This is a genomic window from Candidatus Synechococcus calcipolaris G9 (assembly GCF_029582805.1).
GTDB lineage: Bacteria > Cyanobacteriota > Cyanobacteriia > Thermosynechococcales > Thermosynechococcaceae > Synechococcus_F > Synechococcus_F calcipolaris.
In genome coordinates this window covers 80,844-99,568 of record NZ_JAKKUT010000001.1, presented here as the reverse complement: position 1 = coordinate 99,568, position 18,725 = coordinate 80,844, and the positions used below count along the sequence as shown (strand labels likewise).

18 protein-coding genes are annotated in these 18,725 nt (G+C 48.5%); 12 read left to right on the top strand and 6 right to left on the bottom strand.

Annotated elements, in window-relative coordinates:
- Nucleotides 1-39: 39 nt before the first annotated feature.
- From L3556_RS00505 to L3556_RS00495, 3 genes are all read left to right on the top strand, one after another.
- Nucleotides 40-1,170 (top strand): histidine kinase, encoded by a 1,131-nt coding sequence (locus L3556_RS00505; protein ID WP_277865343.1) that lies wholly within the window; start codon nt 40-42, stop codon nt 1,168-1,170.
- 175 nt (nt 1,171-1,345) lie between these two features.
- Nucleotides 1,346-2,425 (top strand): hypothetical protein, encoded by a 1,080-nt coding sequence (locus tag L3556_RS00500; RefSeq protein WP_277865342.1) that lies wholly within the window; start codon nt 1,346-1,348, stop codon nt 2,423-2,425.
- Between the two features lie 288 nt (nt 2,426-2,713).
- Nucleotides 2,714-3,382, top strand: a complete 669-nt coding sequence (locus L3556_RS00495; protein ID WP_277865341.1) for a hypothetical protein — start codon at nt 2,714-2,716, stop codon at nt 3,380-3,382.
- Between the two features lie 409 nt (nt 3,383-3,791).
- Here the strand turns inward: L3556_RS00495 and gmk are convergent, their stop codons facing one another.
- From gmk to moeB, 4 genes are all read right to left on the bottom strand, one after another.
- The gene (gene gmk / locus L3556_RS00490; protein ID WP_277865340.1) at nt 3,792-4,376 is read right to left on the bottom strand and encodes a guanylate kinase; all 585 of its coding nucleotides are present in this window, start codon (nt 4,374-4,376) and stop codon (nt 3,792-3,794) included.
- A gap of 203 nt (nt 4,377-4,579) precedes the next feature.
- Complete coding sequence (locus tag L3556_RS00485; RefSeq protein WP_277865768.1) at nt 4,580-4,702, bottom strand: photosystem I reaction center subunit VIII; 123 nt, start codon at nt 4,700-4,702, stop codon at nt 4,580-4,582.
- Nucleotides 4,703-4,759: 57 nt separating this feature from the next.
- Complete coding sequence (locus tag L3556_RS00480; protein WP_277865339.1) at nt 4,760-5,227, bottom strand: photosystem I reaction center protein subunit XI; 468 nt, start codon at nt 5,225-5,227, stop codon at nt 4,760-4,762.
- A gap of 145 nt (nt 5,228-5,372) precedes the next feature.
- On the bottom strand, nt 5,373-6,545 hold the full coding sequence (gene moeB / locus L3556_RS00475; protein WP_277865338.1) for a molybdopterin-synthase adenylyltransferase MoeB: 1,173 nt from the start codon (nt 6,543-6,545) through the stop codon (nt 5,373-5,375).
- 229 nt (nt 6,546-6,774) lie between these two features.
- On the opposite strand from moeB, the gene L3556_RS00470 reads away from it, so the two are divergent.
- Together L3556_RS00470 and pyrF are read left to right on the top strand one after the other, a co-directional pair.
- Nucleotides 6,775-7,353, top strand: a complete 579-nt coding sequence (locus L3556_RS00470) for a DUF3611 family protein (protein WP_277865337.1) — start codon at nt 6,775-6,777, stop codon at nt 7,351-7,353.
- Nucleotides 7,354-7,387: 34 nt separating this feature from the next.
- Nucleotides 7,388-8,110: an orotidine-5'-phosphate decarboxylase gene (pyrF, locus tag L3556_RS00465; RefSeq protein WP_277865336.1), complete on the top strand. Its 723-nt coding sequence runs from the start codon at nt 7,388-7,390 to the stop codon at nt 8,108-8,110.
- A 36-nt stretch (nt 8,111-8,146) separates the two neighbouring features.
- Here the strand turns inward: pyrF and L3556_RS00460 are convergent, their stop codons facing one another.
- A complete protein-coding gene (locus tag L3556_RS00460) occupies nt 8,147-10,483 on the bottom strand; it encodes a sensor histidine kinase (protein WP_277865335.1) in 2,337 nt (778 codons plus the stop codon).
- A 155-nt stretch (nt 10,484-10,638) separates the two neighbouring features.
- On the opposite strand from L3556_RS00460, the gene L3556_RS00455 reads away from it, so the two are divergent.
- Genes L3556_RS00455 through L3556_RS00435 form a run of 5 tightly spaced genes read left to right on the top strand, consistent with a single transcriptional unit; the run spans nt 10,639 to nt 14,848 of the window.
- Complete coding sequence (locus tag L3556_RS00455) at nt 10,639-11,481, top strand: circadian clock protein KaiA (protein ID WP_277865334.1); 843 nt, start codon at nt 10,639-10,641, stop codon at nt 11,479-11,481.
- 4 nt (nt 11,482-11,485) lie between these two features.
- A complete protein-coding gene (gene kaiB, locus L3556_RS00450; protein WP_277865333.1) occupies nt 11,486-11,806 on the top strand; it encodes a circadian clock protein KaiB in 321 nt (106 codons plus the stop codon).
- A gap of 30 nt (nt 11,807-11,836) precedes the next feature.
- Nucleotides 11,837-13,396 (top strand): circadian clock protein KaiC, encoded by a 1,560-nt coding sequence (gene kaiC, locus L3556_RS00445; RefSeq protein WP_277865332.1) that lies wholly within the window; start codon nt 11,837-11,839, stop codon nt 13,394-13,396.
- A gap of 5 nt (nt 13,397-13,401) precedes the next feature.
- Nucleotides 13,402-14,325 (top strand): NAD(+) kinase, encoded by a 924-nt coding sequence (locus tag L3556_RS00440; RefSeq protein ID WP_277865331.1) that lies wholly within the window; start codon nt 13,402-13,404, stop codon nt 14,323-14,325.
- Between the two features lie 19 nt (nt 14,326-14,344).
- Entirely contained in the window at nt 14,345-14,848 is a 504-nt protein-coding gene (locus L3556_RS00435; RefSeq protein ID WP_277865330.1) for a DUF2085 domain-containing protein, read from the top strand.
- On the opposite strand, the gene L3556_RS00430 is transcribed toward L3556_RS00435, so the two are convergent.
- Complete coding sequence (locus L3556_RS00430) at nt 14,829-15,410, bottom strand: PAP/fibrillin family protein (RefSeq protein ID WP_277865329.1); 582 nt, start codon at nt 15,408-15,410, stop codon at nt 14,829-14,831. The genes L3556_RS00435 and L3556_RS00430 overlap by 20 nt on opposite strands.
- A gap of 125 nt (nt 15,411-15,535) precedes the next feature.
- On the opposite strand from L3556_RS00430, the gene L3556_RS00425 reads away from it, so the two are divergent.
- Both L3556_RS00425 and L3556_RS00420 read left to right on the top strand, forming a co-directional pair.
- Nucleotides 15,536-16,672 carry a glycosyltransferase family 4 protein gene (locus L3556_RS00425; RefSeq protein WP_277865328.1) on the top strand — a complete coding sequence of 379 codons (1,137 nt, stop codon included), beginning with the start codon at nt 15,536-15,538 and terminating at the stop codon, nt 16,670-16,672.
- A 142-nt stretch (nt 16,673-16,814) separates the two neighbouring features.
- Nucleotides 16,815-18,527, top strand: coding sequence for a mechanosensitive ion channel (locus L3556_RS00420; protein WP_277865327.1), 1,713 nt, complete (start codon nt 16,815-16,817; stop codon nt 18,525-18,527).
- Nucleotides 18,528-18,725: the final 198 nt, after the last annotated feature.

Below are 18,725 nucleotides of genomic sequence, written 5' to 3'. Positions count from 1 at the left end.
ATGTCATTTACATAGGGGTTTCCCCGTTCCACTGGTGATATGGAGATCACCCCCCAACCTCCCCTAGGCTTTCTTTTATTTGTGGCCAATCGTCCTGGGGATGAAGAAGAAGCCGCCGAAATTCAGTCCCATCTGTATACCTTGGACTCTAACTTTGATTTTGATCTAAAAATTGTTCCCATTGGCGAGCAGCCCTACCTCTTGGAAGAATATAAGCTGGTTGCCACCCCAGCCTTGATTAAAATTCGCCCCGAACCCCGACAGACCTTGACCGGCCGTAAACTCATCCACAAGGTAGATTATTGGTGGCCCCGCTGGCAACGGGAAGTGGCGGAAATTCTCCAGGCGGATGTGCAAAAAACCGCCGCGTCGCAGTCGGACTGCACCATGGAACTTGTCCGTGTCCAGGATGAGTCTTTCAAGCTACGCCGCCAAGTGGAGGTTCTGGAGGCCCAACTCCTATTCAAAGATCGCATCATTGCCCTGCTTGCCCATGAATTGCGTAATCCTCTGACGGCCCTAGGAATTGCCCTAGAAACCCTGGAAACAAATTGGTCGGCGGAGTCCGGTGTTCGCCTAGACCCGGGGATGATTTTGCGATTGTTAACCCATGCCCGCAATCAAAGTCAAACCATGGGAGACATGATTACGGACTTACTCCTAGCGGCGCGGGGCCCCAGTGCTAGCCTAAATATTTGCCCTCGCCAGTTAGATATGAAGCAACTGTGTCAAGAGACCCTGGAGCAACTTCGGGATGGGTTTGCCCAAAAACAACAGCAATTGACCAGTGATATTCCCCTAGATGCTCCCTTTGTCTATGGGGATGGCGATCGCATCCGCCAAGTTCTGATCAATCTTTTGGACAATGCCTCAAAATATACCCCAGAGAAAGGCTCGATTCATCTGAGTTTGCTGCACCGCATGACCCAAAAACTGCAAATTACCGTGTGTGATACGGGGCCAGGGATTCCTGCTGAGCAACAGGAACAAATTTTCCGGGATACGGTTCGCCTCGATCGCGATCGCGCCATTGAAGGCTACGGCATTGGTTTGTCCCTTTGTCGGCAAATTATCCAAGCCCATTATGGTCAAATTTGGGTCGATTCCACCCTGGGCAAGGGGAGTTGTTTTCATTTCACGCTGCCGGTTTATTCCTCAACCTTCAGGTGACAACATAGTTAGCTGGCTGCTCTTATGATGGGGCATTGCAGAAATAGCTTTGTTCTGAACCATATACATATGGCTCATTAAGTCAATGGTGAGTTACACTGATGCCTAAGCTACCAAGCTAGATTGGTAATACTGAATCCACTAAAAAATCTACCCTTTTAGTTTAGAGCATTAAATGAGCACGTCAAGTTCAAAATCCTCTCTCAAAAATCAATCTAAGCTTGAGTTTAAGGAGCATTTGCTGGCTAGAAGATTAAGCCGATTACCAAAAGAAATATTGGTAAAGTTTTGGGAGCAAGATTTAGACTTCAGTAAGATCAAAAGTCGGGATGAGATTGTAAGTAGAGTCATTTTTGAGTATCAGATAAAGAATAAAAACTTTGAATTTGTAGGAAAATTTAAGAACTTTCTTAGAGATGCTGTTTTAACAGCCCGCGAGGCAGACTATTTAATATCTTTAGCAGATCCTAGCAGCATAGTTGATTGGGTCAGATCATGGGAAAACAATCGTTTCATGGGGCAAAACTATACCTTTTATCTGCATGCCATTGTTGAACTTAATCAAAAGTATTTAGAGGTTAATCAACCAAGAAGTAAAGGAAAAGAATCTCAGACTAAAATTAAACAAGTCTCTTTCCCTAGCCAAGCAATATTTTTAGTTGGCTCTAGACAAGAAAAGAAAGAAGAACTAAATGGACTAGAGGTTGTATCTTTTCATCCAACCACAGAATTTGAAATCATAATTAGAAAAGACCTAGACATATTAGAAATTCGAGGTCCTTATCAGGTTGTGCGAGATTTTGTATCAACTGCAATTTTGGATAATGACAATCCCTTCTCAGCGGCAAGGAGCTATTTTATTGGTGAGGCTGAGGATGCTAAAAAAAGCTTAGTCAAACCCATTAGACAAATAGTTAAAATCGATTCGTTAAAGAGGGCACTTGATGGTGCCTATAAACGTATTGCCTCTCCTTTTCCTGGAATTAAGGCATCAATGTTTGAAGCTACTCTTGAAGATTTGAGGGATTTAGATGAAGAGACTAATCCTGAAGCTAAGGCGATTCTGAAAGAGTTGGTTAAAAATCCAGTTAAAGGTAACATATCATTTAGCTATGAACAGAAAAAATATTCATTTTCAATTACAAAAACTGGAGGATTATTTTTCAGGGAATATGTACCTGAAGAGGTGGTAACATACATTGTGTATTTAATTAAACTTTCTGACAATATCCAAGATGGAACCCAGAGCGGCTAATTGTGTTCGTGAGTACATTGAAGAACGCTATCAAGGTGGTTTGATAGGTATTTCTGATATAGCCGATTATTGCCATGTAATAGAAGGCGAGCTTTACAAAACATTTTTAGATTTACAAGCATCTGGGGAGATTGAAGTTATTAAAAGGTATTTCTGCTCTGAATTTCATCGGGTTGATCCAGGTAATACAACGACTTACTGTGAATCATGTGAATTCACATATCCTAATAGTCAACTCGAAGTTGCAATTTATATTCAGCCTCTCGAAATCAAGAGTACGAGATAGTTATGAATTGTAACAAATTTTTATTAGATATTCAAGATTTTATTAATAAGTCTATTCAAAATGATAACCGTAAAAGGGACGTTTTAACTTGCAACAATACTTTTATTTGTGATGATGGCTATAAGAGTGAGAAGGAGATATTAACAAGAATAAAAGCTGGAAGCTTCAAAAACACTAAAGAGCAAGGCGATCTTTTGGAGGATTTACTAAAGAGTCTATTCAATAGAATGTCACTTATTAGTTCTTTATCTGTCACAAATAGAGATACAGCTTTAGGACAGATAGATATTAATCTAATCACTGTTGATGAGACCATTTATGAAGTTTGGGGTCTTATTGGAGATTGCCCTTCATGTTTGATAGGGGAATGTAAGAATTACCAGACTAGCAAAGTAGCAAGGCCAGAAATTGAGAAAACATGCTGGAGAGCCTGCAAGGGGAGGGCGTTAAGTTTTTTTATTGGTCCATCCTTTAAGGAGACCGCTATTGAGGAAATCGGTGATTTCAATACGCAAAAAGGGAGTATCTTTCATAGAAGTGAAGGGGTATACATTGTACCTATAACTCTCGGAATGTTGGATGTTATCATTTCAAATGAATTAAATTTTTGTTATTTTATTCGCTGGGCTATTCAAGCTTCTAAAAGGATGGCAATTGCCAATTATCTCTAGTTCAAATAGCCGGATTGTTGCCGTAAGCTAACAACCCTGTTGAAGCGGACTGCCAGAAGATTTCGTGTTGGTTGCACAAGTTGTTTTCATCTGCTCAACAGGAATGATATCCCTCTTCTTTTAAACTGGGGTCAAAGCTTGATTTTTCGTGGGCTAAAACAGCGCAAATACGTTTGGATATCCTGAAGTGATAAAAGAGGGATATATTGCAAGTGAGTAGAGTGTTAGGACATTTTGCCTCTGAGAAGCCTGTGAACCAAGGGACTCCCATTTGGAAGTGTCCTAATCACATCTTCATCTGCAATAACTATCGTTACTTAGTTAGGAGGGGGTGGAGGTATGCCCCCCATATGCCCCTTATCTAAAACGTTCTCAGGAAACAGGCCACTATCATTTTTATGATTTTGATTTAAGGATGTCTGCATTGAGCAATAATCGACTCTAACTCCTGTAAACTTTGGTGAAGATCATCATTCACCAGTTGATAATCAAATTCCGCCGCCGCTGCAATTTCTGTTTGGGCCCGGGCCAGGCGACGGGCGATCGCCGCCTCACTATCTTGCCCCCGATCTCGGATCCGCCGCTCCAGTTCCGCCATGGAGGGGGGGAGTATAAAGATTTGCCGCGCATCAGGGTACGTTGTTCGGACTTGGCGAGCCCCCTCTAATTCAATTTCAAGGATGACATCTTTGCCTTGGTGGATCAGCATCTCTAGGGGGGCGCGGGGCGTACCGTAATAATGTTGGGCAAACTCTGCCCATTCTAAAAGTTCCCCTTGGGCAATCATGGTGCGAAACTTTTCAAGGGTGACAAAGTAATAATGCTGCCCGTCAATTTCTCCGGGCCGGGGAGCGCGGGTTGTGGCCGAGACAGAAAGACATAGATTTTCATCCTGGCTACAGAGTTGCCGCAGGAGAGTGCCCTTGCCAACCCCACTGGGGCCCGTGATCACAATGACTTGGCCGGTTGTTGGGTTTGCCTCGTTTGATGTCATAGATTTGATGTCATAGATTCATTGCCCCTAGGATAGGAGCCGATCGTACCTGGCTAGGGACATCTCTGAGCTTAGTGTGCCCCATAAAAAATCCCCCATTAAACTGAGAATGAGGGAAGTATTTCTTAAAGCTAAGGGATGTTAACCCAATGATTACATGTGAAGCTTTGTCCGCAAGATCTAGCCAAGGGACTCAGACCCAACTAGGCCTCTGCATCTCCTTCGATGTAGAGAAACAGTAAGCCCATCACAACCACAGGCATTAACCAACATACCACGGGAATAAAAATCCAGGGCAGAAATGAAGCGGAATAGGATCCTAACATTGCTAACATTGCCAGTATTCTCCTTCTTGGAATAAATTAAACAGGTATCACCTTGCCCTAGTTAAAGAACCCAGTCATAATGCCGTCTACAACAGCAAAGTTCTCCAGCAAGAAAAAGGCAACAAAGGCACTACCCATTGCACCGACAAAAAAGCCAGCGGTAAATTGACTCCAGCCCTCGCCGGATTTAAGGGCATCCGTGTTGTCACTGGGGGATTGGAACGATACTAAGCCGTAGGCAGCCAAACAGGCGGTAGCCAACAAAATTAGTGTAATTCCCGAGATTAATCCGCCCAAATTGGCAACATCAGAGTCCCGCAGGGGGCCAAGTTTTACCCAGGGGCCAATCAAGAAATAACCGTGGGCCATACCAATTTCCAACCCCCGTAAAATCGGGGAAAGTCCTTTGCGGTAAGCGGGAAGGTTGCCAATGAATTCATTCACAAGGGATGAATCAGAAATCGGTGTGGACAAATGTCCCTCGAAGGGATCACCATTAAAAGGCTTAATCAGTTCTTCTGCCATGTTTCGTTTTCCCTAGCACTGCAGGGCCTCTGTTAAAGGTAAAGGCCTAAGTGGTTATTCTAAGGAAGCAAGGGCGATCGCGGCCGTTTTAGCCATCACTTCTTCAAGAAAGTTCACGTATCGCAACATCTCCTTAATGTGTTTCTTAATACGTGGGCACAGAAGAATCCACTTCTTGACTCCAGGCCTGGATGCCGCCCTTGACATTGGTACCTTCAATCCCCGCCTGCTTGAGCAGACCTAGGGCCTTGGCCGATCGCCCCCCTAGCTTGCAATGGACAATCAAGCGATGACCGTTGGTGAGGCTACGCACTTTTTCAATGCCATCACCATTTTCAATATCCGGCAGGGGAACTAGGACGGAACCGGGGATCTGGGCAATCTCGTATTCATTGGGGTTGCGGACATCCAGGAGAACGTAGTCCTTGGCGGGGCTATCCAGTAGGGTTTTCAGTTCCCGCACCGTCATTTCTGGAATCTCCGCCATTTGCTTGGCCTCCTCTGCCTTGGCTTGATGAATACCGCAAAATTCTTCGTAGTCTACTAATTTCTCGATAATGGGTCGCTCAGGATTGGGGCGCAGCTTGAGTTCCCGGAAACTCATATCCAGGGCATTAAAGAGCAACAAACGGCCACTCAGGGTTGTTCCCTGGCCGAGGATAATTTTCAGGGTTTCTGTGGCTTGAATCACGCCGATAATCCCTGGCAGGATACCCAGCACTCCCCCTTCGGCACAGGAGGGAACGAGGCCGGGGGGCGGCGGCTCTGGATAGAGATCGCGGTAGTTTGGGCCGTCCTGGTAGTTAAAGACTGTGGCCTGCCCCTCAAACCGGAAAATAGAGCCATAGACGTTGGGTTTATTTAGCAAAACACAGGCATCGTTGACGAGGTAACGGGTGGGAAAGTTATCGGTGCCATCCACCACAATGTCGTAGCTTTCCATAATGTCTAGGGCATTGGCGGAACTCAAGCGGGTTTCGTAGAGATCCACCTGACAGTAGGGGTTAAGCTCTAAAATCCGGGTCTTGGCGGATTCAATTTTAGGCTTGTTGACCCAAGAGCTACTGTGAATGACTTGGCGTTGTAGGTTAGAGCTGTCCACTACATCGAAGTCTACAATGCCCAAACGGCCAATCCCTGCCGCCGCCAAGTACAGCAAGAGGGGAGATCCTAAACCGCCCGTGCCAATACAGAGAACACTTGCAGCCTTGAGTCGTTTTTGCCCCTCAACACCGACCTCCGGTAAAATCAAGTGTCGCGAATAACGCTCATAATCGTCTTTTGTCAGTTGAATGTCATCTAGGTTGGGATTCAGCATAGTTCACGTTCCCACAGCCCCATCGCTGGTTTAACCCTACCATTGTACTCAAGGACTCCGGCCTGTTGCGATCGCCCCCGAGCAGGTATGCCAGATTCCCCTTAAAAAATGGAAAAATATTAGAATGAATACCGGGGCAGATCGGGACACCAGTAAAGCTGACTGTACTTTCAGAAGGATGAGATTAGGCAGGAAGATGAGATTAGGAGTTATGGGATTATAGGATTCTATGGAGAATTTACCCGCTAAAACAACCCCGCCCCCCCAGCTTCAGCGGTTGGGTCAAGATTTGCGTCGCTTTGGTTGGATTGGTTTCTGGACGCAAGTTGTTTTGGGTTTTGTCTCACTTCTAATTATTATTATTGTTATTTTTAGTCGCAGCTTTAATCTAAATCAAACAGAAAATCGCTCCAGCTTTGGTTTGGTATTAGCCTGTATCGGTTTAATCTTTCTCGCCGTAAGTATCTATTGTTGCTATCGCTATCCCCAATTGGGGCGACGCATTGCCCAGGATAGTAAAAAACGCCCCAGCAAAGAAGAGGTGATTAAAAGCCTCAAGGCTGGATTAATTGTAAATGTGGCCGGGATGATTTTCACGGTAACGGCGGCGGAGTGGAATGTGGGTATGCTCTTGCTAAAAGTGCTGTCGATTCCCCAGGGGGCAGCGGTGTATGCCACGAATGTGTTGATTGAACCGCTGGAAATTTTTGTGGTGCAGTCCAAGGTGAATACGATCGCCGCCCAACTCACGGGCATTATTGTCGCCCTGTGGCTTCTCCATCGAGTTAGCCGCCCCATTAATCGCTAAGGTTTCCCTTGATCACGTTAATTTAATTAATTTAATGGTTTCCATCAATCCTGCTAACCAGATTATTGTTGCCCTAGACGTTCCCCAACTTGCCGAGGCGATCGCCCTAGTGGAGCGTCTCCCCCAAGTCACCTTTTGGAAAGTTGGTCTGGAGTTATTTTATGGAGCCGGAACGGAGATATTAGAATATCTAAATCACCAGAATAAACGCATTTTCTTAGATCTAAAACTCAATGATATTCCCAATACCGTTGCCGCCGCCTGTCGGGTCATTGCCACCTATGGCGTGGAGATGATCACCATTCATACCAGTGTGGGTCGGGCCGGATTACTGGCGGCCCAGGACGCCTTAAATAGCCTGTCTACCCCTAGAGTGAAACCCATTCCCCAACTCATTGGTGTCACCCTCCTCACCAGTTTTTCAGCCCGGGACTTAGCCTTTGATCTGAAAGTTCCCCTAGAGTTACCGGAGTATATTTTACATTTGGCTCTGTTAGCCCAAGGGTGTGGTTTGGCGGGGGTCGTCTGTTCTCCCCAGGAAGCGGCCCAAATTCAGCAGGTCTGTGGCGATGATTTTGTCAGAATTTGCCCCGGAATCCGGCCCCTTGGCAGTGAACAAGGGGATCAACGGCGATCGCTGACCCCTAAGGCCGCCCTAGACGCGGGAGCTAATTTCTTAGTCATTGGCCGCCCCATTACCCAAGCCCCTGATCCGGCCCACGTCTTTGAGCAAATCTGTGCCCAGTGTCAGCAATAGGGAGGTGCAGGTATTAGATATTCGGGTATTAGATATTTAAGTCAATCGTCCCGCTAGGGTTAACACTTGGGGCAAGAGGGACAGTTCTAAACAGGGAAATACCTTAAGTCCAGAAACATGGGAGGCGGCCCGACTCACGGACGTATCCAAGGTCACTAGGGGTAAGGCCAGTAAGCTTTCATATTGGGCTAATCGTTCCACTTCGGCGATCGCCGTCGGCATATCCCAAAGAATGACGTCCGGCCGCCAAATTTGGGCCAGGAGTTGGGCCTGCTCAATGTCTTCTGCCTCAAGAACCCGACAAAACTGTAAGGGTAAATCCTGCATCAAACCTAGGCGCAGTACGGTTAGGGTACGCGGAATCGGGTTATTGTCGCTCTCATCCCTAGGAATCGCTTTAGCAGGGGTGCCAATATTCCCATCCGGTTGCAATTGCCTTAGATATTGGGCGATCTCCGCCGCCGAGGTCTCCGGTTCAAACCAACGACTTAGCCCGGGCAGTGGCAAAGAGAGGGGTTCCGGCGAAAAGATTAAGAAAGGTTTGGGATGGGTGGTTAGGTCATGGCTCAGTAGATCCGCCAACTCGGACAAGGGTAAAAATACCGATGGCTGTACCAAAATTGCTAGGGGATTCATCTGCCGCAGCTTTTCTAGGGCTTCTAGGGGATGCCGGGCAATCAGGCTGCCGTAGCCCTGATCCTTCAGTTGATGACTCATGGACGAGAGCCAATCCGCCTGGGTTCCCAGAATTAGGACTAAGGAACAGGTACCCAGACCGCTTAAGTCACTCACTGCGGGCAATAACACCGTCCATTCACTCCCCTGGCCTGGGCGGGAGATAAAGGAGAGTTCGCCCCCATGGAGTCGGGCTAATTGTCGAGCTAAGACCAGGCCCACACTCACCTCTGAACGATCAAGTTGACATTGTTGAAACAAAAAGGGTTGCTGTTGATGGGGGATGCCCTGGCCCTGTTCCCAAAGATGAATGGCAATCCAGTCCTGCCACGATTCAATCCGGCCCCCAGCAGCTTGTAGAGAGGCCCCAGAGCGAAACATCCAACCAATCACATGGGCCAGGACTTGCCGGAGGCGGAGGCTATCCGCAAATACGTCCGTAATGGAGGGATGGGGTTCGATTTGCCAGCGATGGAACCAAGATTGGGCAGAGGATTCCCGCTGGTACAGTTGCTCCGCCAAGTCAAAGGCCCGATGCCACAGTTCCCCCACGGCAATGGACTCCCACACTAACTCCAATTCCCCCGCTTCGGCCCGAGTTAGATCTAGCCAGTCATGGATGAGGCGATTCAACTGCCAACTACTCTGCTCAATCAGTTGCAGATAGGTTTCTTGATTGCTGGGTTTTTCCCGCCATAGCATCTGGGTGAGGCCCAAAAGCGAGGTGAGGGGATTTTTTAACTCATGGCCGAGGCCAAGGAGAAAATTCTTCTGCTGGAGACGGCGTTGCTGGAGCTCCTTAATTTGGCTGGGGAGGCCCTCTTCTGGGCATGGCTCATCAATGTCTTTTTCACCCCAGGGAACTGCTTGGCCATAGAGAAACCAGTAGATTGGGGTGTCAGTACGGGTGGAAATGGGCGATCGCCCCAGATGTGTTAGCTCCGATAGCTCTGATGCAGTGGTTTCTAATTCTAGGGAATCCAGTAAAGGAGCTAGGGGGTCTAGAATCATTGCACTCACGGGCAAACCACACACCCGCCAGACTGAGGTTTGCCGACTAGTTTCTCGGGTGTCTGCCCTAGTATGGAAATGGCCAAAAATATCTTGGCAGGAGTAGTACAATTCCCCAGGTTGGGTAGATCTGTCCAGCCAGGCGACATCGCCTAAATTATCTTGCCAGACTGAATTTTGCCACAGGATGTCCCCCCGCTGATTTTGTAGACAAAGGGGTAGGGGTAAATGCTCAAGTAGCTCTGATAGGGATAGCTCTAAGGTGGGTGTTTTCATCGGAGCTGCCGTCATCAGGTGATGGATCACGGCCCCATAGTCCAGCAGTCCAACATATTCTTGCTGAGGATTGACCAAGGCAATGTGGGGGGGCATCGGCTGCCCTAAGCGCAGGAGCCATTCCTGGAATTGATCAATGGTGCAATCCATACTCAGACAGATCAGGGGCGATCGCCAGGGGCCCATCATATCCTCAACGCCCATATCCCCTAGGGCCGGCTCAGTGGAAAGGCTCACGGCTAAATGCCACCCCTGTACCACTCCCACCGGGTGGCGATCGCCATTTACAATCACCACAACCACATCTGTTGCAGCGGTCAATTGCCAAGCAGATAGGAGAGATTGTAGAGATGTACTCCCTGTACAGGTGGGGGCCACTCTCAAAAAGGCTCCCAATCGGATCCCATCCATAGTCAAGCTAACAATTCCCCAATGATCTCAGCTATCATTTCTCTATCAATTCTCCACTACCATTAGTGTAGGTTAGGAATCAGGCTATCGTCCTGAACTTTCACGAAAGATGATAGGATCTCTTATAAGAATTTTTATGCTGTGAGCCGTATCCAGTGAATTTAACGGCCTTGTCTATTTGTGGGTTAATCTATTCTGAAAATCTTGAAAATGAACTAAAACAAGGGAAACCCACCGATACGGATCAGTTTCTTTGTTTTAGCGATCGCCAGGATTTTACCACATATCTGCTGGAAAAACGTCATACCATTGATTGCCTGATTCTGGAATGGACCCCCACCACAGAGCAGGTCATTAGGGATCTCCATTACAGTGCCACCCTGATCCCAGCCCTCGTTCTTTTCCCCGACAACGGCGATCCCCTACCCCATGGCCCCTTCTACCACGTCGCAGAGACTGTTCTGAAGGTTAACCAGATCCAGCCCCTCATGCCCCACCTAGAGGCGGCGATCGTTGCCTTTATTAAACTCTGCCGCTCCTGCCCCCTGCCCCCCCGAATTAAACCCCTCATTCCCGCAGAAACCCACACTGCCGATCATCAACATCGCCTCTCCGAAAAATTAAAGGAGCGACTGGGCTACCTTGGGGTTTACTACAAACGGGATACGGACTTCTTTTTTCGCCGAATGTCTACGGGGGATAAACAAACCCTCTTGGATGAATTAAAATCCATGTACCGCGCCATCATCCTCGAGTATTTCAGTGCGGAGACAGATGTCAACCAACGCATTGATGAATTTGTCGGCAAAGCTTTTTTTGCAGATATTTCCGTCTCCCAGGTTCTCGAACTCCACGTTGAACTGATGGATAATTTTGCCAAACAACTCAAATTAGAAGGCCGAAATGAAGATATTCTGCTAGACTACCGCTTGACCTTGATCGATATTATTGCCCACCTCTGCGAAATGTATCGTCGTTCGATTCCCCGCGAGGCCTGACCCTATGCCCCCGTTACGCAAAACCTACGTTCTCAAACTCTATGTGGCGGGGAACACGCCTAACTCAGTGCGTGCCCTGAAAACCCTAAATAATATCCTGGAGAAAGAATTCAAAGGTGTCTATGCCCTAAAAGTCATTGATGTCCTCAAAAATCCCCAACTTGCCGAGGAAGATAAAATTTTGGCAACCCCCACCCTCTCCAAGATTTTGCCCCCACCCGTGCGGCGCATCATTGGTGATCTCTCCGATCGCGAAAAAGTGCTGATTGGCCTGGATTTACTGTTTGAAGAAATTTCTGAATACGAAGATACTCATCCCTCGTAATTTTCCCTAAGAAGATGGATAATACTTGCTATGACACCAATTGGTATTGAGAACAGCCAGGGAGGCTCCAACTTGCAACGGGCCGAAGTGCAGAAAATTCGCACCATGGTTGAGGGCTTTGATGATATTAGCCGGGGAGGATTGCCCCAGGGCCGCACCACCTTAGTGAGTGGGACATCAGGAACCGGTAAAACCCTTCTGGCAATGCAGTTTATTTATAATGGCATTACCATTTTTAATGAGCCGGGTATTTTCGTTACCTTTGAAGAAGCCCCCCGGGACATTATTAAAAACGCCCTTAGCTTTGGCTGGGATCTGCAAATTCTTATTGATCAGGGCAAACTCTTTATCCTGGATGCCTCTCCAGATCCAGAGGGCCAAGAAGTAGCCGGGGATTTTGATCTATCGGCTTTAATTGAACGGATTCAGTATGCCATTCGCAAATACAAGGCCACCCGCGTCTCCATTGATTCCGTGACAGCGGTATTTCAACAGTACGACGCTGCCTCCGTGGTGCGCCGGGAAATTTTTCGTTTAGCGGCCCGCCTCAAGCAATTGGGTGTAACGACGATTATGACCACGGAGCGCATCCATGAGTATGGCCCCGTTGCCCGATTTGGGGTGGAAGAATTTGTCTCTGATAACGTGGTGATTCTCCGCAATGTCTTGGAAGGAGAGCGGCGACGACGCACCGCAGAAATCCTTAAACTGCGGGGAACCAATCATATGAAAGGGGAGTATCCCTTTACCATCAATGACGGGATTAATATCTTCCCCTTGGGTGCCATGCGCCTGACCCAGCGATCCTCAAATGTGCGGGTTTCTTCCGGGGTGAAAACCTTAGATACCATGTGTGGGGGCGGCTTCTTCAAGGATTCCATTATTTTGGCAACCGGAGCCACGGGGACGGGTAAAACCCTGCTGGTAAGTAAATTTCTGCAAACCGCCTGTCAGAATGGTGAACGAGCCTTACTACTGGCCTATGAAGAATCCCGGGCCCAACTGTCCCGAAATGCCTCCTCCTGGGGTATTGACTTTGAAGAACTGGAGCAGCAGGGGCTATTGCGGATTGTCTGTGCCTATCCCGAATCTGCCGGACTTGAAGATCACCTGCAAATTATTAAGTCGGAAATTGCCACGTTTAAGCCCTCACGGGTGGCGATCGATTCTCTATCCGCCTTGGATCGGGGGGTGAGTAATAATGCCTTCCGCCAGTTTGTGATTGGGGTGACGGGGTTTGCCAAGCAGGAAGAAATTACTGGCTTTTTCACCAATACCACGGATCAATTTATGGGTTCCAACTCAATCACGGAGTCCCATATTTCCACCATTACTGATACGATTCTCCTGTTACAATACGTGGAAATTCGCGGTGAAATGTCTCGGGCCATCAATGTCTTTAAGATGCGTGGCTCTTGGCATGATAAGGGCATTCGTGAGTACGTGATTACGGATCAGGGGGCAGACATCAAAGACTCCTTCCGTAATTTTGAAGGCATTATCAGTGGAACACCCACCCGCATTGCCGTAGACGAAAAAACAGAACTCTCGCGGATTGTTAAAGATGTTAAAGGCTTGGAGGGGGGATAACTTGGGTGCAACTCAAACAAGCCATTGTTGTCTATAAGGCAGGGGATAAACTCAGTAGGTCGTGGGCAGAAAAGGCGGCACAGCACCTGGAAGAGCGGGGATGCCGGGTGATGATTGGCCCCAGCGGCCCCCAGGATAATCCCTATCCGGTGTTTATGGCTTCGGTGAGCCAGCCTATTGATCTGGCCATTGTCTTGGGGGGGGATGGCACTTGCTTATCGGCGGCCCGGCATTTGGCGGCGGATCACGTGCCGATTTTGGCGGTGAATGTGGGGGGACACTTGGGTTTCTTAACGGAGTCCTTCGATCGCTTTGCCGACTTAAACCAGGTGTGCGATCGCCTGGCCAATGATCAGTACGCCATGCAGCAACGGATGATGCTCCAGGCCCAGATATGGGAAGGCATCCGCTCCGATTCCCAACCCATTGGCGATCGCTATGTTGCTCTGAATGAAATGTGCATTAAACCCGCTTCCGCCGATCGCATGATTACATCCGTACTGGAAATGGAAATCGACGGGGATGTGGTGGATCAATACCAAGGAGATGGGTTATTAGTGGCAACCCCCACTGGCTCCACCTGCTACACCGTGGCCGCCAATGGCCCCATTTTGCATCCGGGCATGGAGGCGATCGCCGTTACGCCTATTTGTCCCCTAAGTTTATCCAGTCGCCCCATTGTTTTACCTTCCCGCTCCGTCGTCAGTATTTGGCCCCTGGAAGATCGTAATCTGCATACAAAATTATGGATGGATGGGGTTTTAGCCACCTCAATTTGGCCGGGACAGCGGGTGGAGGTGTCTATGGCGGATTTTCAAGCGCGATTTATCTTACTCCAAGATCACTATTCTTTTTATCAAACCCTGCGGGAAAAACTAGCCTGGGCCGGGGCACGGATTCAGTACAATAATAATCATCGACCGGGATAATAATTAAGGATATTTAATCATGCTGGGGCGATCGCGACGGTTTTGGGCGGATTTTATTTTAGGAGCCTTGATCTTGGGACCCTTGGCGGCTCCCTTTTTAGCTGGTTCAAATTTACCCCTGTTACCCCAAATTGCCCAAATCATTTACACCATGGGCCACCATGTCTGCCCCCAGCCAGAAATGGCATTGATGTTGAATCCCCCCTGGTTAATGGCGGTCTGTATGCGCTGCTATGGCACACTCATGGCTGTGTTAGGAACCCGTTGGCTTATATCCCAATCCCCTAGGGGCGAGGAATGGTATTGGTTGCATCAGTACGGCTGGCGGGGTTGGGCGATCGCCGTGGGCTTAATGCTCTTTTATCCTGGGGAATGGTGGCTGCAAATGCAGGGGGTTTGGGCCTACTCAAATTGGCTAGTATTTCCCTTTGGTGGTGTGGCTGGTTTAGGGTTGGGACTGTTGATCATGCCGCTGATCTATGGCAAGGGTCAGGTTAGGCAGATTACACTCGAGCCAAAATAAATAAACTCCCTTCATTACCCCGGGCAATCCGCAGATCCTGATCCAGGTAGGTAATATCTAGCCAACCCTGTTGATCATTACTATTTAAGGGCAGGTCTAGGGCGGCTAGGGGGCGACTGCTTTGAAGCTGGGGAATAAACTGAGAAGGAGAATAATAGTTCAGCCAGTTCCGAAATCCAACAATGGAGCGTTCAAAATAGACTTGGGCCCGTTGTTCAGTTCTCGGTTCAAAGCGAGCTAATACACTGATCACCCCTTCTAGGAGGGGAACACCGTAGACTTCGGCAATATTGTAAATTAGCTGCTGCTGGGGACGAATGCATTGGTAAATATTCCCGAGTTTGACCACCGGCGATCGATCCAGGGCCAGTAGGGACTGACTACTGGTGTAGAGTAGTCGCCAATCGCCCCCCAGTTTATCCACGGCACCAAAGGGATCCGGCGTTGGGTTGGCCGCCTCGACCTGTTTAGCAAGGGCCGCCACAATTTTTCGATCCCGAGGAGATGCCAAAATACCGCGATTCAGGCCGGCGATCGCCCCCAACAGTTCAGTCTTGGTCATCTTGACGGCCTCCTACGAACAGCCTTCCCTATTAACCTACGCACTATAACCAATTATCCTGTGCTTGCGTCAGAACCACCCTAGTTCGAGAATGGGAAAAACCCCTATTCTATTCAGGTTTGATCATGCGGATTGCGCTGTTCACCGAAACATTTCTGCCAAAAGTAGATGGCATTGTCACACGCCTATGTCAAACCATTACCCATCTCCAGGCCAATGGGGATCAGGTATTGGTGGTCTCACCCGCTGGTGGGCTTGAGCATTATAACGGCGCCAAGATTTTAGGTGTGCCGGGCTTTCCCTTGCCCCTCTATCCTGAACTCAAGCTTGCCTTGCCCCGGCCAGCCATTCGAGCCGCCCTAGAAGATTTTGCCCCGGATCTGATCCATGTCGTTAATCCAGCAATTTTAGGTTTGGGCGGACTGTACTATGCCCAGCAGTTGCAGTTACCCCTGATTGCTTCCTACCATACCCACTTACCCAAATACCTGAAATACTATGGACTAGATTTCCTAGAGGGACTCCTTTGGCAACTGCTCCGCATGGGGCATAACCGGGCCCAACTGAACCTCTGTACCTCAACGGCCATGATTGAAGCCCTAGATGCCCATGGTATTCACCATTTACGGCTCTGGCAGCGGGGGGTAGATGTGGAGCTATTCCATCCCGATCGCCGCAGTGATGAAATGCGTAACTTTTTGAGTGGGGGCCATCCTGAGGCTCCCCTACTCCTCTACGTGGGGCGATTATCGGCGGAAAAGGAGATTGAACAAATTAAACCCGTTCTTGAAAACATTCCCCAGGCCCGTTTAGCCCTTGTGGGCGGAGGGCCCTACCGCGAAGAACTAGAAAAGCATTTTGCCGGAACACCCACCCATTTTGTCGGTTATTTAACGGGGGAAACCTTAGCGGCGGCCTTTGCGGCTTCCGATGTCTTTGTGTTTACATCCCGCACCGAAACCTTGGGATTGGTGCTGTTAGAGGCAATGGCGGCCGGTTGTCCCGTGGTGGCAGCCCGCAGTGGGGGCATTCCTGATATTGTCACCGATGGCGTGAATGGCTATTTATTTGATCCCGAAGATCAAAATGGGGCGATCGCCGCCTGTCAACAACTCTTTGCCACGCCTTCTGAACGGGATAAACTACGGCACAATGCTCGATTAGAAGCGGAACGGTGGAGTTGGGCCGCCGCCACTGAACAGTTACAGGGCTACTACCAATCCGTGGTTGCTTCCCCATCCCAAACCATGACAGCGGTGTGATCAGAGGTTGATTTTACTACTCATAATTCTTGAGTCAATAACTAGTTGCTAATTGTTAATTGATATTACGATCTCCTCTCTCAGGAGAAAGTCAAATAGTTACCGTTTAGACTTTGACTGTAGTCACTCGGTACGGATTCTGATGGATATAATCAGTTGTTCAGATAGTGCCAACTCACCTTTGACCATTTTTGCCCAGATGGGAACTCCCTCAGATTTTAGCCAGGGAACTGATTTTATTGATCGGTTAATCCCTGGAGGACTTGGTGATCTTTTAGTCCAATTGGTTGGCGCGATCGCCCTGCTCCTCTTGGGTTGGATTGTGGCTATCCTCGTCGCCAAGGGAGTCAACAGCTTACTTCATCGCACCCATCTCGATAATCGCTTAACGGAGTTAGTCTCCGGTCAACAGGGGGGGCCCGATAGCCTAGCGATCGAAGCACTAATCAGTAAGATTATCTTTTGGGTAATCATGCTGTTAGCGGTGATTGCCGCCCTCAATGCCCTAAATCTCACCGAAGTATCCCGTCCCCTCAATACATTTTTAGATGAGATTTCAGTATTTTTACCCCGGCTAGGTTCTGCTGCGGCCCTAGGCATCCTGGCGTGGATTCTGGCCACCATTGTCAAAACCGTTGTTACCCGTCTTGGCGAATCCCTAAACCTGGATCAAAAATTAGTAGAAACAACCACAACGGGAGCCGAATCATCAGAACTAGGGGCAGAACCTTCAGAGGGTAGCGATTCTGGTGACGCTCCCACTTTTAAGCTCAGTAGCACTCTGGGCAATTTACTCTATTGGTTTGTCTTTCTATTTTTCCTGCCCACCATTTTAGGGGTCTTAAATTTAGAGGGGCCCCTCCAGCCGGTGCAGCATCTTTTAGATGAATTACTCTCCGCCCTGCCCAAAGTCCTGAAAGCCATCCTTATTGGTGGTGTGGGTTGGGTGATTGCCCGCATTGTCAAGGGATTAGTGACTAATCTTTTAGCCGCCGCTGGGGCAGATCGCCTCATCCGTCGCTTACCGATCCAAAACAACCAAAATCAATATTCCATCTCTGCCCTCTTGGGAATGGTGGTGTATGTTCTAATTCTCATTCCCACGGCCATTGCCGCCCTAGAAGCCCTGGAAATTCAGGCGATTACCGTACCTGCGGTGAATATGCTGAATCAAATTTTGGCCGCCGTTCCCCAGATTTTTACGGCGATCGTTATTTTGATCATTGCCTTCTTCGTAGGTCAATTTATCCAAACCATCGTTACGACCTTTTTAACCGGCCTGGGATTTGATAATATTTTCCGTTGGATTGGTTTACCCATTGCCGTAGCAGGTTCATCCTCCAGTGCTGAGGTGACACCAGATACCCCAGAAAACCTGGAAACTCAAGATTCAACGAGTACCTATACCCCCTCCCAATTTATTGGTGTGGTTGTTCTGGTCGTCGTCATGCTCTTTGCCGTTGTCGCTGCCACCAATGTTCTTGGCTTTGCAGAACTGACCCAGATTACAACGGAACTGTTAAGAATCTTGGGCCAAGTCATTGCTGGGCTGGTTGTCTTTGCCATTGGCCTCTACCTCGCCAATCTCGCCTTCAATGTGATTCGCAACTCCGGCGGCGGCAAGGCCTTAATTCTCGCCCAGGCGGCACGCATTTCCATCATTATCTTAGTGGCGGCCATGTCGTTGCAACAGATTGGGATTGCCCCTAATATTATTAACCTGGCCTTTGGCCTCTTGATGGGGGCCCTGGCCGTGGCGATCGCCATTGCCTTTGGTTTTGGTGGTCGGGAATTGGCCGGGGAGCAGCTACGCCATTGGCTAGAGGCCTTCCAGCAAAAGGATTCATCCCGTTAACGCTGTTTGTGGTGATGCGGCTGGGTTGACTCAACCAACTTGGCGCGTTGAAGCGTTGGAAGCACTTGGTTTAGCTTAGCCTAGCGACCAAGTGTAGTTCCCTAGAATGGCAAAACCAAACCCATAAGTGCGCCTGATAATATCCTGATAGGATAGAGGTGGAAGATGCTTTTTATTTATTTTTGAAAAGGCGAAATA